This is a genomic window from Streptomyces sp. WAC 01529 (genome assembly GCF_003945545.1).
In the GTDB taxonomy this organism is placed as follows: Bacteria; Actinomycetota; Actinomycetes; order Streptomycetales; family Streptomycetaceae; genus Streptomyces; species Streptomyces anatolicus.
The window spans coordinates 6,670,483-6,684,824 of the sequence record NZ_CP029617.1; the positions used below are offsets into that span (position 1 = coordinate 6,670,483).

A 14,342-nucleotide genomic window follows, 5' to 3' on the forward strand; every position below is an offset into this window, starting at 1 on the left:
CTCAGGCGGGCCGCAGCCGCAGCGTGACGATTTGGAACGGCCGCAGCGCGAGCCTCAGCCCGGCCTCGCCGGTGTCGGCCTCGTGCAGCGGCCGCTCCAGCAAGTCCGTCACCTCGGCCCGCGCCACCGGGAACGATGTGCTGAGCACTCCCGAGGCCCGCCCGCCGCGCGATTCGTAGAGCCGTACGACGACATCGCCGCCGCGGTCGTCGGCGAGCTTCACCGACTCCACGGTGATCGCCGGATGGTCGACGCTCACCAGCGGCGCCAGGGCGGGCGCGTCGGCCACCCGCAGCGGCAGATTGAGCGCGAGCCCCTCCGCCACCGCGTCACCCGTGCCCGCGCCGGGCAGCAGGGCGTACGTGAAGCGGTGCGCGCCCTGGTCGGTCTCCGGGTCCGGGCTGTGCGGGGCCCGCAGCAGCGTCAGCCGCACGGTGGTGGCAAGGGTGCCGCCGTGCTCCGCGCGCGTCACGTCATGGCCGTACGTCGCGTCGTTGAGCAGCGCCACGCCGTACCCCTCCTCGGCCACCCGTAGCCAGCGGTGCGCGCAGATCTCGTAACGCGCCGCGTCCCAGCTGGTGTTGGCGTGCGTGGGACGGTGGACGTGGCCGAACTGGATCTCGGCGGCGGACCGTTCGGCGTGCACATCCAGCGGGAAAGCGGCCTTGAGCACCTTCTCCGACTCCCGCCAGTCGACGTCCGTGACGACATCGACGCGCCTGCCGCCCGCCGCGAGCCGGATCTCCTGCGTGATCCGCGAGTCCCCGAAGACGCGCACCACCCGCACCGCGACCCGCAGCGGCCCGTCCTCGACCAGCTCCACGGAGTCGGCGTCCGTGAGGTCGGTGTGCCGCCGCAGGTAGTGCCGGTCGAGATCCCAGGCGTCGTAGTACGTGGGGTGGTCGGGGTGCAGCTGGAGGAGGTTGCCGGGGGCCGCGAGCACCTCACGGCCCGCGGCCAGGTCCTTCACCGAGGTCAGCAGCCCGGCCGCGTCGACGGTCACGCTCAGATGCTCGTTGGTCAGCAGGATCGTGTCGCCGGTCGTGTGCGCGGCCACTCCCGGGCCCGGCGCCACGGCGCTGTCCAGGCTCCGGCTGCCGAGCGCGGGCACATCGACGCGCGCCAGCGTGCCGCCCCCGGTCTCCACCACCTCGCTGCGGGCGTACGGCGAGGCGTTCAGCACCGCGGGCCCACCCGCGCCGAGGGACCGCACGGCGGAGGTGGTCAGCTCGTCCAGCTCGGCGAGGACCCCCTCGTACGTCTCCCGCGCCTCGCGGTGCACCCACGCGATGGACGAGCCCGGCAGGATGTCGTGGAACTGGTGCAGCAGGACCGTCTTCCACAGCCGGTCAAGCGCGTCGTACGGATAGACGTACGCGCGATCGCGCACCGCCGCCGCCGTGCACCACAACTCCGCCTCGCGCAGGGCGTGTTCGCTGCGGCGGTTGCCGCGCTTGGTCGCCGCCTGCGTGGTGTACGTCGCGCGGTGCAGCTCCAGATACAGCTCGCCCGACCAGACCGGGGCCGTGGCGCCGTACTCCTCCTCGGCCGCCGCGAAGAACACCGATGGTTTCTCGATCTCCACGCGCGGCGAACCCTCTAGGGATTTGAGGCGCCGCGCCCGCTCCATCATCTCGCGGGTCGGACCACCCCCGCCGTCACCCCAGCCGAACGGCACCAGGGAGCGGGTCGCCCGGCCCTTGTCGGCGAAGTTCCGCTCCGCGTGGGCGAGTTCGGCGCCGTGGAACTGCGAGTTGTAGGTGTCCACGGGCGGGAAGTGGGTGAAGACCCGGGTGCCGTCGATGCCCTCCCACCAGAAGGTGTGGTGCGGCATCTTGTTGGACTGGTTCCAGCTCAGCTTCTGGGTGAGGAACCACCGGACACCCGCGAGCCTCGCCAACTGCGGGAAGGCGGCGGTGTACCCGAAGGAGTCCGGCAGCCAGATCTCCTCGGTCTCCACGCCCAGCTCCTCGCGGAAGAACCGCCGGCCGTGCGTGATCTGCCGCGCGAGCGCCTCGCCGCCCGGCATGTTGGCGTCCGACTCCACCCACATCGAGCCGACCGGCGCCCAGGTCCCGTCCGCCACCGCCTTCTTGACGCGCTTCCAGATGTGCGGCTGGTGCTCCTTCACCCACGCGTACTGCTGGGCCTGCGAACAGGCGAAGACCAGCTCCGGATACTCCTGCGCAAGCGCCGTCACATTGGCAAAGGTCCGCGACGCCTTGCGCACCGTCTCGCGCAGGGGCCACAGCCATGCCGAGTCGATATGCGCGTGACCGGCTGCCGATACGCGGTGCGCGCTGGCGTGCGCGGGCTTGGCGAGGACCTCGGCGAGGGCCGCGCGCCCGGCGGCCGCCGTGCCCGGCACGTCGTGCAGATCGAGCGCGTCGAGCATGTCCTCAAGGGCCCGGAGGATTTCGTGCCGACGCGGACGGTCGGGGTCCACTTCGGCCATCAGCTCGGAGAGGACCTCGATGTCCAGGGTCAACCGCCATACGTCCTCGTCGAGTACGGCGAGATCGGCAGACGCGAATCGGTAGATCGGGCGAGAGCCTGCGGTCAGTACGTCGCCCAGGGGTGTCGGCACGAAGTCGTGCAGAACAGCGGGATTGGCCGCCGCCTCCAGGAGTAGGTGCACGGGCTCGCCGCCCCGCGCGGGAGAGGCCACCGGGATATGCCGGTTGCGCGGGTGAACTCCCTTCAGCGGCACACCCGACGCGTCGTACACCAGACCCTCCGCCTGGAACCCCGGCGCGTCACCCGTGAACCCGGGGTCGACGACCACCTCGACCCGGCGCCCCCGCCACTGTTCGGGGACCCGCCCCTGAAGGCGGAACCAGCTGGTCGACCAGGGACTTCCCCATTCCGTGCCGGTCTCGAAGGGCGCGTACGACGCCTCTAGAGCGGCCGATACGGGCACCGGCTCGCCCGGCGCGTGCCAGACGGAGAGGGCGAGCGGCGTCCTGTCCGGGTACTGGGCGGGGCGGATGAACTGGCGCAACGCCCGCTCCAGGCGGGCTTCCACCAGCAGTCTGTCGTCATGCACCGGGGCTCCTCGAAAGGCTCGGGGGCGGGGTCCACCGCTTCATTTCCCCTCAGTCCTTCGGCACACCCACGCCATTGGTTGATGATTCGACAGGAGTGCCGTGATGGGGCCGGGGCATGCATTCCGTGAGGTTGTTCGAGCAAGGAGGCAAAGTCATCGCTTTGTGGGCGGGGGTCATGACGAGGCAGTCACGTGGGGGCGGCCCCGGGGGAATCGGGGCCTCTTCGCCGAACGTAAGGGACGAGACAGCCGAGGAGGCGCAGGCCGGACCGGGCCGCGCGCAGCTCAGGCGGCGCCTTGGGAGGTCGGATCTGTCGGCGGTACCCGAGGTCAGGGCCGCCCTGAGGGAGTTCTTGAGACGCTGGGGGAATCCGGCCCGGGCCGACATAGCCGAGCTGCTCACCAGCGAACTGGTCACCAACGCACTGGTGCACACCGACCACGACGCGATCGTCACCGCGACCCTTGACCCGCGCGGCCTGCGCGTCGAGGTGCGGGACTTCGTGGGCCGCCACCCCGAGCCGCGGGTGCCGGACGCCGACGACGGCACGAACGGCAGGGGCCTGGTCCTCGTGCAGTCCCTCGCGGACGCGTGGGGCGTGCGCGCGCACGGGGTGGGGAAGGCGGTGTGGTTCGAGCTGGACGGCGGCGGCACGGCGTGAAGCCTGCCGCCACCGCCAGGCACCTGGTGTGATCAGCCGAACTGCTGCTCCAGGTCCTTGAGCTTCTGCTCCAGCGAGTCGAGCCGGGGCAGGGTCTGGGTGTCGTCCTCGGCCGTGAGGTCGACGGTGACGGGGGCGGCACTCTCGGAGTCACTCCTGACGGCCTGGAGGGAGGGACGGGCGCGTACCGGCAGCTCTTCCTGCGCTGCTATAGCAGGGTCCGCGCCGACTTGCGCGGACCCGGCGGACGCGGAGACCGCCTGCACGTCGACCTGCCGACCGCCGCGGGCGTAGCCCCGGTGGCCGCGGCTGATCGCCTTGAGCCTGGCGCGGTCCAGCTTCTCCTGGTCGCGCCGTTGCAGCCGGGTGCGCTCCTTCTCACGGCGGTCCTCCCGCACCTCCTCGACGGCCTCGTCCAGCGTCCGTACGCCTTCGAGGAGCATCAGCGACCAGGCGCCGAAGGTCTCCCGGGGCGCGCGCAGCCACCGCACGATACGGATCTGCGGCAGCGGACGCGGCACCAGCCCCTGTTCGCGCAGCGCCGCCCGGCGGGTCTGCTTCAGCGCGCGGTCGAAGAGCACCGCCGCCGAGAGCGACATCCCGGCGAAGAACTGCGGGGCACCGGCGTGGCCGAGCCCCCGGGGCGCGTGCACCCAGTTGAACCAGGCCGCGGCCCCGGCGAACGTCCACACGAGCAGGCGTGAGCCGAGCGCCGCGTCACCGTGGCTGGCTTCGCGCACAGCCAGGACGGAACAGAACATGGCCGCCCCGTCGAGGCCGAACGGCACCAGGTACTCCCAGCCGCCGGTGAGGCTGAGATTCTGCCGGCCGAAGCCGACCAGGCCGTGGAAGGAGAGCGCGGCGGCGACCGCCGCACAGCAGAACAGCAACACATACGACGCGGTGCCGTAGATGGCTTCCTTGCGCCTGCGGCGCTCCTCGCTGCGTTCCCACGAGTCGTCGCCCGCGCCCGCCTTCGCTGCTTTGTCATGGCCTCGCTTGCCGCGCGCGAGCACCGCCACCGCCACCAGCATGCCCAGGAGCAGGACGCCGCCGGGGAGCAGCCAGTCCAGCGATATGTCGGTCAGTCTCATCTGGGGTCCCTTGCATCGCGGTAGGGCGTTTCGGCGCCATAGTGACCCGATCCCGGCGGCCCTCAGGAGGGTTTCGGGACAAGAGAACGCCAAGGGGGTGCGAGGGAGTACGCAGAACGCGTTTTAGCTCGAACTGGCGGTGGAACGGCGGGCGTTCAGTTCGATTAAACAGGCCCGAAGGGGTGGTTCAGCCGGAGGCGGACGCGGTGGCGCTCAGCCGCGCCACGCGTTCCGTGTCGCAGGTGCGCGGGCAGGTGACGCAGGTGTCCTCGGGGCGCAGCGTGTAGAACATGCAGCAGCTCGCCCGGTCGCGGGTCGGCAGCGACTCGCCGTTCGGTCCCGTCAGCTCCCGGAAACCGGCCGTGCCCACGTACGGCTTCGTGGCGCCCGGCAGCAGCCGCTCCAGCTCCGTCATCGCGCGGCGCTCCTCGCCGAGGAGGTGCGCGATGTACCAGAGGCCCTCGACGATCTCGTCGGTCGCCACGCTCCACAAGGCGCGCGAACGGCGCCGCATTCGGGGGCCGAAGCCCTCCAGGAGCGGGCCCAGGTGTTCGGCGACCGCCGCCCGCACCTCCGCGCGCAGCGCCTCCTCGTCGGGGACGACGTGGGCGCCGGGGAGTGCGGCGGCCGGGTCGTCCGGCAGGCAGGCGAAGCCTTCCGTGCGTACGGCCATGCGGCCCAGGCTGCGCTGGAAGGAGACGTTCGCCACCGGCAGGCGCGGGACGCGGCGGTGCAGGAACCACGGGACCGTGATCAGCAGGGTGGCCGGCCAGGCGTACCGGTGCAGGCCGAAGCTGGCGACGACGTCGGGGCGGGCCTGGGTGCCGTAGTCCTTCAGCACCTGCGCGTTGTCCCACGCGAGGAACGCGTCGAGGTCGGCCCCGCCCTCCGCGAGCCGGGCGGCGCTGACCCAGCCGCCGCCGTGGGGGGTCCGCTCATCGGCGCCCAGCTCGGTGACGCGCAGTCCGGGGAACACCTCGGTGAGGCGGGCATAGGAGTCCGCGACGGCGCTGGGGGCGCTCGGGGCGGGCGCGGCCAAGGTGGGAACGGACATGCGGGGGACCACCGAATCGCGATCGATTGCAGGTTAGCCTTACCTTACCCGACGTGATCGAGGTTTCAACCGCGGTCCTGTCCGCCTATGGTGCCTCTCGTACCTTTCACACAGGCGGAGACGGGGCGGGGCGGACGGCGTGGAGCAGACCGGAGCGCGCGGGGCGGGGCCTCTCGCGGGGGCGGCCCGCGTCCGGGTGCCGGAACAAGCGGGGGCCGGGGCCCGTCGGCCCGGCTCGCCCGTGCGCCGTGCCGTACGGCGCAACTCCGTACGCGGACAGATCCTCGACGCGCTGCGGGCCGCGCTGGTGGGCGGCGAGCTGACGCCCGGCGAGGTGTACTCGGCGCCGGTGCTCGGCGAGCGCTTCGGCGTCTCGGCGACGCCCGTGCGCGAGGCGATGCAGCAGCTGGCGATCGAGGGCGCGGTCGAGGTCGTCCCCAACCGCGGCTTCCGGGTCGTCGAGCGGGGGGCGCGGGAGCTGGGGGAGCTGGCGGAGGTGCGGGCGCTGATCGAGGTGCCGGTCATGCTGCGGCTCGCCCGTACGGTGCCGTCCGCGCGGTGGGCCGAGCTGCTGCCGCTGGCGGAGGCGACCGTGACGGCGGCGGCGGGCGGCGACCTCGCGTGCTACGCCGAGGCCGATCGCGCCTTCCACGGGGCGGTGCTCTCGCTCTCCGGCAACCAGGAGCTGGTGCGGGTCGCGGACGAGCTGCACCGGCGGGCGCAGTGGCCTCTCGTGAGCGGCCCCGTCTCGGGGCGCCGCGCGGACCTGGTCGCGGACGCGGCGGAACACATGTCGCTCCTTCAGGCGCTGGTCGCCCAGGACTTGGGGGTGGTGTCGGGGCTGGTGCGCGAACACTTTGCGGGGGCCTGATCTTTGGGTGGTGGGGGTTGCTGGGGATTGGGGGGCTTGGTCTGCCTGTCTGCCTGTCTGCCTGTCTGTCCGCGTGCGGGTTGATGGTGGCGCCCCTGTCCCGCCGCTTCGCGCCGGATGCCTCCCACCCGCCCGTTGCTCGGTGCCGGGCGGGTGCCCTGTTCGTGGTGCGTGTTGTGCTGCGCGTGCGGTCCGGTGGCGGGGTCCCTGTCCCGCCGCTTCGCGCCGGATGTTTCCCACCCACCCGCCCGTTGCTCGGTGCCGAGCGGGTGCCCTGTTCGTGCGGGTGTTTTCCGCCGATCCCACCGTTACCCCGCCTCGCGGAACGTTTCCCACCCACCCGTCGCTCCGCTCCGAGCGGGTGCCGCCGCCCCGCCGTCGCTCCGCTCCGAGCGGGTGCCGCCGCCCCGCCGTTGCTCCGTGCCTCGTGGTTGAGTGCCAGGTAACGGGCGGGTGGGTGGGTGGGACAGGCTGCTCGGCGAGGGCGAAGCCAGCCCCCGAGGCCTGTGCCTCGCGGTTGAGTGCGGGGTAACGGGTGGGTGGGTGGGGAAGCCCCCCCGGGGAGGCGAAGCTTGCTCTGAGACTTAAGTCCGCGCCCCGCGCCCCGCGCCCCCGCGCGTGCGTGGCGGACGCCCCCGGCGAGCGGCAGCGGGGCCAGCTCCCTGGCTGACCGGACTAGGTCGCCGGTGCCGGCGGCGTGAGGTGGGCGGAGAGCCAGGTGGGGACGCCGCCCAGGAGGCGGAAGAGCCGCGCTGCCTCCGCCCGGAGCCGCGCCGCCTCCGGCTCCGGCTCCGCCCCGGCCAACGCGGCAAGCGCCGGCGCCGTCCCCACCAGATAACCCAGCTCCTCCCGGAGCCGGAGCGACTCGGCGAACCCGTGCCGCGCCTCCGCCAACTCCCCGTCCCGCAGGGCGAGTCCGGCAAGGTGGCGCCAGGTGAAGGAGAGGAGGAGAGAGTCCTCGTGCGCCGTCGCCCCGGCGTGCGCCCGCCGGTACGCGGCCTTCGCGGCCTGCGGCGAGTCCGCGAGGTGCTCGGCGATCAGCCCCCGGCGGAAGTCGAGGAGAGGCCGCCCCGCCGCGTTCGGGGCGAGCAGCGCCGCCGCCCTGCCGAGCGCCGTACGCGCCTCGTCGGCCCGGTCCCGTACCCCCAACACCGTAGAGGCATAAGCCAGTTGGCCCCGCTCACAGGCCGCGCCCCCGCGGTCGTCGTCGTCCTCGGCCAGCGCCTCCGCGCTCCGCAGCGCGTCCTCGGCCTCGCCCCAGCCGTCCCCGGTGAACAGGCACCGTTCGACGAGGAGCGCCGCCCGCTGGAGTGCGGGCGCGGCCCCGGCCCGCGAGGCGAGCAGCGCGGCCGCGTCGGTCCAGCAGCCGCGCGAGCGCAGCCGCCATACCGCGGTCTGGAGTGGATCGTCCCCTGCAATCGTTCCGGTACCAGACATGGCGGTATGCGCCACGTTGCCCTCCCCGAGCACACCATTGAGCTGTTGAGTCGTGGGCGAATCTCAGCATGGATGGCGGCGTCCGGCCAAGGGGCTGGGTGAAAGAATTCACAAAGGGCGGGCGCCGAACGCGGCCCGGACCACCCGGAGTTCGGGCGGCCCCGGCCGGCCCCCGCCGGATTTCCTCAGCTCATCCGTAGCGCGAGGAAGAAATCGAGCTTGTCCTCCAGGCGCGAGAGGTCCCGGCTCGTCAACTGCTCGATACGCCCCACCCGGTAGCGCAACGTGTTGACGTGCAGGTGCAGCCGCGCGGCACAGCGCGTCCAGGAGCCGTCGCAGTCGAGGAACGCCTCAAGGGTGGGGATCAGCTCCGCCCGGTGCCGCTGGTCGTACTCCCGCAGCGGGTCCAGGAGCCGCGCCGTGAACGCCCGGCGCACGTCGTCCGGGACGAAGGGCAGCAGCAGCACGTGCGAGGCCAGCTCCTGGTGCCCGGCCGCGCAGACCCGGCCGGGGCGGGCGGCGGCGACCCGGCGCGCGTGCCGGGCCTCTTCGAGCGCGCCGCGCAGCCCCTCCGCCGAGTGGACGGAGGCGCTGACGCCGAGCGTGAGCCGCCCGTCGCCGTCGAGGCCCGCCGACAGCGGCTCGCGGACGGACTCCAGGAGGGCGTCGGCGAGCAGCCCCGTCTCGGAGCCGTCGTGCTCGGTCGAGACCGCGGGGAGCGGCACCAGCGCGATGGCCTCGTCGCCGGTGTGCGCGACCGCGATCCGGTCGGACGGCTCGGGCCCGGAGGAGAGGGGGTCGACGAGGATCTCCTCCAGCAGGGACTGGGCCACCGGGCCGCCGTCGATGTCGCCGCCGTCCCACTCGACGCGGGCCACGACGACCTGCCAGTGCGGGGCCGCACCGAGTCCGGGGAGGAGGACGGGCGCGGCGACCCGCAGGCGCGCCGCGATCTCCGCCGGGGCCGCGCCCGTCTGTACGAGTTCAAGGACCTCCTGGGCCAGGCGGCGCCGCACCGTGCGGGCGGCGTCGCGCCGGTCCCGCTCCACGGCGATCAGCTGAGTCACACCCTGCAAGAGGTCGAGCCGCTCCTCGGGCCAGTCGCCCGCGTCGGCCTCGACCGCGAGCACCCAGTCGGAGAGCACGGTCTCGCGCACGTCGCGCGAGGCGCCGCCCGCACCCCGGCCACTGGTCCGAACGGGGAAGAGCGAGTACGTCACACCGTCCACCGAGACGCGGTGCGGCCCGCGCCGTCCGGTGCGCGCGGCGGCCAGGTGCTCCCCGGCGAGGCGGGCGCAGACGGCCTCGGGCAGCGCGGCGCCGCCCGCCGTCGACCCGGCGATGGCGCGCCCGGCGGAGGAGAGCACCCAGGCCCGCAGGTCCAGGTCGGTGCCGAGCAGGTCCAGTACGACGTCGGGGCCGCCGCCCGCCGGGCCCGAGGTCATCAGGCGCCGGTGCCGGTCCACCACGGCCGCCAGGTCCCCGGCGCGCTCGCCGGAGACCTGCCGTACGACGTGTTCGGTGATCGTCGCGAAGGCCACGGACTCGTTGACCGCGAAGAGCGGCAGGCGGTGGCGGGCGCAGGCCTCGACGATGTCGGAGGGGATGTCGCCAAGCTCGGCCTCGCCGGCGGCCAGCGCGGCCACTCCGGCGCTCGCGAGGATGCGTACGAAGGGTTCGGTGTCCGAGGCGTCGCGGCGCCAGGCGAGGCCGGTGAGGACCAGCTCGCCGCCGGCCAGATAGCGGCTGGGGTCCCGCAGGTCCGTGGTCATCACACCGCGCACGGTGCGGTCCAGCTCGTCCTCGCCGCCGAGCAGCCGCAGGCCCAGCGCTTCGGTGTCAAGGAGTGCGCGCAGCCGCATGGTGTCGTCGCCGCCGATCTGTCTCGAATGTGGTGTACAAGCAGGTGGGCTCCGTGGGACCGGGGCCCTGTGCCACCGGGCGTCCACGGTTTCCAGGGGGAATCCGCGAGGTTGCTGAGGCCCGTTCTTCATACGAATCTACAAGACGCACGGCTTGGCCAGCCAACTCCTTCATGGTTTCGGTGACTGACCCGATCGGACGAGCGAGCGATGTACTTGCCCCACTCCGCGTTAACAGCAGATGAACGAGCAGTCGAGGGACCAAGGGCCCGAGTGGCCGATACGAAGTCCTTCGAAGCGAACGACCCTCGATACGAAGAAGAGAGCCTCATGGACTTCCTTCGCCCTGCCAGCTGGGAGGAGGCGCTCGCCGCCAAGGCCGAGCACCCCACGGCTGTGCCGATTGCGGGTGGCACCGATGTGATGGTCGAGATCAACTTCGACCACCGTCGTCCCGAGTACCTGCTTGACCTCAACCGCGTCGTCGAACTGCGCGAGTGGGAGGTGGGCGAGGAGACGGTCCGGCTCGGTGCCTCCGTCCCGTACACCCAGATCATGGAGGAGCTTCGCACGGAGCTTCCCGGCCTGGCGCTCGCCTCGCACACGGTCGCATCGCCGCAGATCCGCAACCGCGGCGGCGTCGGCGGCAACCTCGGCACCGCCTCCCCGGCCGGTGACGCCCACCCGGCGCTCCTCGCCGCGGGCTGCGAGGTCGAGGTCGAGTCCGTACGCGGCTCGCGCCTGATCCCGATCGACGACTTCTACACCGGCGTGAAGCGCAACGCCCTCGCCGAGGACGAGCTGATCAGGGCCGTCCACATCAAGAAGGCCGACGGCCCGCAGCAGTACTCCAAGGTCGGCACCCGCAACGCCATGGTCATCGCCGTGTGCGCCTTCGGCATCGCGCTGCACCCCGAGACCCGGACCGTGCGGACCGGCATCGGCTCCGCGGCCCCTACCCCCATCCGGGCGAAGGTCGCCGAGGAATTCCTGAACGCCGCGCTCGACGAGGGCGGCTTCTGGGAGAGCAAGAAGATCATCACCCCCTCGATCGCCAAGCAGTTCGCGGAGCTGGCCTCCGGGGCCGCCAACCCGATCGACGACGTGCGCGGCACGGCGAGCTACCGCCGGCACGCCGTCGGGATCATGGCCCGCCGCACGCTCGGCTGGACCTGGGAGTCGTACCGCGGCAAGGGCCGCAGCATTGAGGGAGTCGCATAATGCGCGTGAACTTCACGGTCAACGGCCGTCAGCAGGAAGCGGACGACGTCTGGGAGGGCGAGTCCCTTCTCTACGTGCTCCGCGAGCGCATGGGGCTTCCGGGCTCCAAGAACGCCTGTGAGCAGGGCGAGTGCGGTTCCTGCACCGTCCGCCTCGACGGCGTGCCGGTCTGCGCGTGTCTGGTCGCGGCCGGTCAGGTGGAGGGCCGCGAGGTCACCACCGTCGAGGGCCTCGCCGACTACGCCAAGCACCGCGAGAGCGCCCACCCCGGCGGCGGCTGCGCCTCCGGCACCTGCGGCACCTCGCTCCAGGACGCCCAGCAGTGGAAGGCCCAGGGCACGGACTCCCAGACCGGCGAGGGCACCACGCTCTCCCCGATCCAGCAGGCGTTCATCGACGCCGGCGCCGTCCAGTGCGGCTTCTGCACCCCCGGTCTGCTCATCGCGGCCGACGAGATGCTGGAACGCAACCCGCAGCCCACCGACGCGGACATCCGCGAGGCGCTCTCCGGCAACCTGTGCCGCTGCACCGGTTACGAGAAGATCCTGGACGCGGTGCGCCTCGCCGCCGCCCGCCAGGACCGTCAGGGACTCCAGGAAGGGGCGGTCTGACCATGGGCTCCACCCGTACGACCGGCGTACCCACCAAGCTCACCCAGGGTTCGAAGACCAAGGGCGGCATCGGCGAGTCGACGCTGCGCCCCGACGGCACCCTGAAGGTCACCGGCGAGTTCGCGTACTCCTCGGATATGTGGCACGAGGACATGCTGTGGGGCCAGACCCTGCGCTCCACGGTCGCGCACGCCGAGATCGTCTCGATCGACGTCTCCAAGGCCCTCGCGATGGACGGCGTCTACGCCGTCATGACCTACGACGACCTGCCGGCCGAGATGAAGAACTACGGCCTGGAGATCCAGGACACCCCGGTCCTCGCCCACGGCAAGGTCCGCCACCACGGTGAGCCGGTCGCCCTCGTCGCCGCCGACCACCCGGAGACCGCCCGCCGTGCCGCCGCGAAGATCGTGGTCGAGTACAAGGAGCTGCCCCTCATCACCGATGAGGCCTCCGCGACCGCTCCGGACGCGGTGCTCGTCCACGAGGGCCGCACCGACAGCCACATGAGCCACGTCCCGCACCCGAACATCGTGCACCGCCAGCCGATCATCCGCGGCAACGCCGCCGAGGCCGCCAAGAAGGCCGACGTCATCGTCAAGGGCGAGTACACCTTCGGCATGCAGGACCAGGCCTTCCTCGGCCCGGAGTCCGGCCTCGCGGTGCCCGCGGAGGACGGCGGCGTCGACCTCTACGTCGCCACCCAGTGGCTGCACTCAGACCTCGAACAGATCGCCCCCGTCCTCGGCCTGCCCGAGGAGAAGGTGCGCATGACGCTCTCCGGCGTCGGCGGTGCCTTCGGCGGCCGCGAGGACATCTCGATGCAGATCCACGCCTGCCTCCTGGCGCTGCGCACCGGCAAGCCGGTCAAGATCGTCTACAACCGCTTCGAGTCGTTCTTCGGCCACGTGCACCGCCACCCGGCGAAGCTCACTTACGAGCACGGCGCCACCAAGGACGGCAAGCTCACGCACATGAAGTGCAGGATCGTCCTGGACGGCGGCGCCTACGCGTCGGCCTCCCCGGCGGTCGTCGGCAACGCCTCGTCCCTGTCGGTCGGTCCGTACGTGATCGACGACGTCGAGATCGAGGCCATCGCCCTCTACACCAACAACCCTCCGTGCGGCGCGATGCGCGGCTTCGGCGCCGTCCAGGCATGCTTCGCCTACGAGGCCCAGATGGACAAGCTCGCCGCCAAGCTGGGCATGGACCCGGTCGAGCTGCGCCAGCTGAACGCCATGGAGCAGGGCACCCTCCTGCCGACCGGACAGGTGGTCGACTCGCCCGCCCCGGTCGCCGAGATCCTGCGCCGCGTGAAGTCCCGCCCGCTGCCGCCCGAGCGCCAGTGGGAGTCCAGCGAGGGCGCCGACGTGCGCCAGCTGCCGGGCGGCCTGTCCAACACCACGCACGGCGAAGGCGTCGTACGCGGTGTGGGCTACGCGGTCGGCATAAAGAACGTCGGCTTCTCCGAGGGCTTCGACGACTACTCCACCGCCAAGGTGCGCATGGAGGTCATCAACGGCGAGCCCGTGGCGACCGTCCACACCGCCATGGCGGAGGTCGGCCAGGGCGGCGTGACCGTCCACGCGCAGATCGCGCGGACCGAGCTGGGCGTCAACCAGGTGACCATCCACCCCGCCGACACCCAGGTGGGCAGCGCCGGTTCGTCGTCCGCGTCGCGGCAGACGTACGTCACCGGTGGCGCCGTCAAGAACTCCTGCGAGCTGGTGCGCGAGAAGGTCCTGGAGATCGGTCGCCGCAAGTTCGGCTCCTACCACCCGGCGTGGGCCACCGCCGAGCTGCTGCTCGAAGGCGGCAAGGTCGTCACCGACGGCGGCGAGGTCCTCGCCGACCTGGTCGACGTCCTGGAGGACGAGAGCGTCGAGATCGAGGCCGAGTGGCGGCACCGCCCCACCGAGCCCTTCGACCTGAAGACCGGACAGGGCAACGGCCACGTCCAGTACTCCTTCGCCGCGCACCGCGCGGTCGTCGAGGTCGACACCGAGCTGGGCCTGGTCAAGGTCATCGAGCTGGCCGTCGCCCAGGACGTCGGCAAGGCGCTCAACCCCCTCTCCGTCCTCGGCCAGATCCAGGGTGGCACCACCCAGGGCCTGGGCGTGGCGGTCATGGAGGAGATCATCGTCGACCCGAAGACCGCGAAGGTGAAGAACCCCTCCTTCACGGACTACCTGATCCCCACCATCCTCGACACGCCGACCATCCCGGTCGACGTGCTCGAACTCGCCGACGAGCACGCTCCCTACGGGCTGCGCGGCATCGGCGAGGCTCCGACCCTGTCGTCCACCCCGGCGGTCCTCGCGGCCATCCGGAACGCGACGGGTCTGGAGCTGAATAAAACTCCGGTACGGCCCGAGCACCTCACCGGTACGTAACCCCTGGCCGGGTGGAGGCGGAGCAAGAAGCCCGGGGGACGGACAGCCGTCCCCCGGGCCCCCTCCTCAAAGCCATGTCGTTCGTCTCGGG

At 72.1% G+C, this 14,342-nt stretch carries 10 protein-coding genes; 5 read left to right on the forward strand and 5 right to left on the reverse strand.

Annotated elements, in window-relative coordinates:
• Nucleotide 1: 1 nt before the first annotated feature.
• Nucleotides 2-3,046 carry a glycoside hydrolase family 38 C-terminal domain-containing protein gene (locus tag DMA15_RS29685; protein WP_125515793.1) on the reverse strand — a complete coding sequence of 1,015 codons (3,045 nt, stop codon included), beginning with the start codon at nt 3,044-3,046 and terminating at the stop codon, nt 2-4.
• A 176-nt stretch (nt 3,047-3,222) separates the two neighbouring features.
• Between DMA15_RS29685 and DMA15_RS29690 the strand changes: the two genes are divergently transcribed.
• A complete protein-coding gene (locus DMA15_RS29690; protein ID WP_125515794.1) occupies nt 3,223-3,708 on the forward strand; it encodes an ATP-binding protein in 486 nt (161 codons plus the stop codon).
• A 32-nt stretch (nt 3,709-3,740) separates the two neighbouring features.
• On the opposite strand, the gene DMA15_RS29695 is transcribed toward DMA15_RS29690, so the two are convergent.
• Both DMA15_RS29695 and DMA15_RS29700 read right to left on the reverse strand, forming a co-directional pair.
• Nucleotides 3,741-4,802, reverse strand: a complete 1,062-nt coding sequence (locus DMA15_RS29695) for a DUF2637 domain-containing protein (RefSeq protein WP_125515795.1) — start codon at nt 4,800-4,802, stop codon at nt 3,741-3,743.
• Between the two features lie 187 nt (nt 4,803-4,989).
• Nucleotides 4,990-5,856: a (2Fe-2S)-binding protein gene (locus DMA15_RS29700; RefSeq protein WP_125515796.1), complete on the reverse strand. Its 867-nt coding sequence runs from the start codon at nt 5,854-5,856 to the stop codon at nt 4,990-4,992.
• Nucleotides 5,857-6,052: 196 nt separating this feature from the next.
• On the opposite strand from DMA15_RS29700, the gene DMA15_RS29705 reads away from it, so the two are divergent.
• Nucleotides 6,053-6,727 carry a GntR family transcriptional regulator gene (locus DMA15_RS29705; protein ID WP_240660292.1) on the forward strand — a complete coding sequence of 225 codons (675 nt, stop codon included), beginning with the start codon at nt 6,053-6,055 and terminating at the stop codon, nt 6,725-6,727.
• Between the two features lie 675 nt (nt 6,728-7,402).
• Here the strand turns inward: DMA15_RS29705 and DMA15_RS29710 are convergent.
• Nucleotides 7,403-8,179 carry a hypothetical protein gene (locus tag DMA15_RS29710; RefSeq protein WP_125515798.1) on the reverse strand — a complete coding sequence of 259 codons (777 nt, stop codon included), beginning with the start codon at nt 8,177-8,179 and terminating at the stop codon, nt 7,403-7,405.
• Between the two features lie 170 nt (nt 8,180-8,349).
• Nucleotides 8,350-10,026, reverse strand: coding sequence for a PucR family transcriptional regulator ligand-binding domain-containing protein (locus tag DMA15_RS29715; protein WP_125515799.1), 1,677 nt, complete (start codon nt 10,024-10,026; stop codon nt 8,350-8,352).
• Between the two features lie 330 nt (nt 10,027-10,356).
• Here DMA15_RS29715 and DMA15_RS29725 point away from each other — a divergent pair, with 330 nt between their 5' ends.
• Genes DMA15_RS29725 through pucD form a run of 3 tightly spaced genes read left to right on the forward strand, consistent with a single transcriptional unit; the run spans nt 10,357 to nt 14,251 of the window.
• Nucleotides 10,357-11,247 (forward strand): FAD binding domain-containing protein, encoded by an 891-nt coding sequence (locus DMA15_RS29725; RefSeq protein WP_125515801.1) that lies wholly within the window; start codon nt 10,357-10,359, stop codon nt 11,245-11,247.
• Nucleotides 11,247-11,858, forward strand: a complete 612-nt coding sequence (locus tag DMA15_RS29730) for a (2Fe-2S)-binding protein (RefSeq protein WP_125515802.1) — start codon at nt 11,247-11,249, stop codon at nt 11,856-11,858. Before DMA15_RS29725 ends, DMA15_RS29730 begins: the two co-directional genes overlap by 1 nt.
• 2 nt (nt 11,859-11,860) lie before the next feature.
• A complete protein-coding gene (pucD, locus tag DMA15_RS29735) occupies nt 11,861-14,251 on the forward strand; it encodes a xanthine dehydrogenase subunit D (protein WP_125515803.1) in 2,391 nt (796 codons plus the stop codon).
• Nucleotides 14,252-14,342 lie beyond the last annotated feature (91 nt).

Excerpts from the sequence above, each read along its gene's own strand:
- DMA15_RS29715 (WP_125515799.1), bottom strand. The coding sequence starts at position 10,026 with ATGCGGCTGCGCGCACTCCTTGACACCGAAGCGCTGGGCCTGCGGCTG.
- pucD (WP_125515803.1), top strand. The coding sequence starts at position 11,861 with ATGGGCTCCACCCGTACGACCGGCGTACCCACCAAGCTCACCCAGGGT.
- DMA15_RS29695 (WP_125515795.1), bottom strand. The coding sequence starts at position 4,802 with ATGAGACTGACCGACATATCGCTGGACTGGCTGCTCCCCGGCGGCGTC.
- DMA15_RS29700 (WP_125515796.1), bottom strand. The coding sequence starts at position 5,856 with ATGTCCGTTCCCACCTTGGCCGCGCCCGCCCCGAGCGCCCCCAGCGCC.
- DMA15_RS29730 (WP_125515802.1), top strand. The coding sequence starts at position 11,247 with ATGCGCGTGAACTTCACGGTCAACGGCCGTCAGCAGGAAGCGGACGAC.
- DMA15_RS29690 (WP_125515794.1), top strand. The coding sequence starts at position 3,223 with ATGACGAGGCAGTCACGTGGGGGCGGCCCCGGGGGAATCGGGGCCTCT.
- DMA15_RS29725 (WP_125515801.1), top strand. The coding sequence starts at position 10,357 with ATGGACTTCCTTCGCCCTGCCAGCTGGGAGGAGGCGCTCGCCGCCAAG.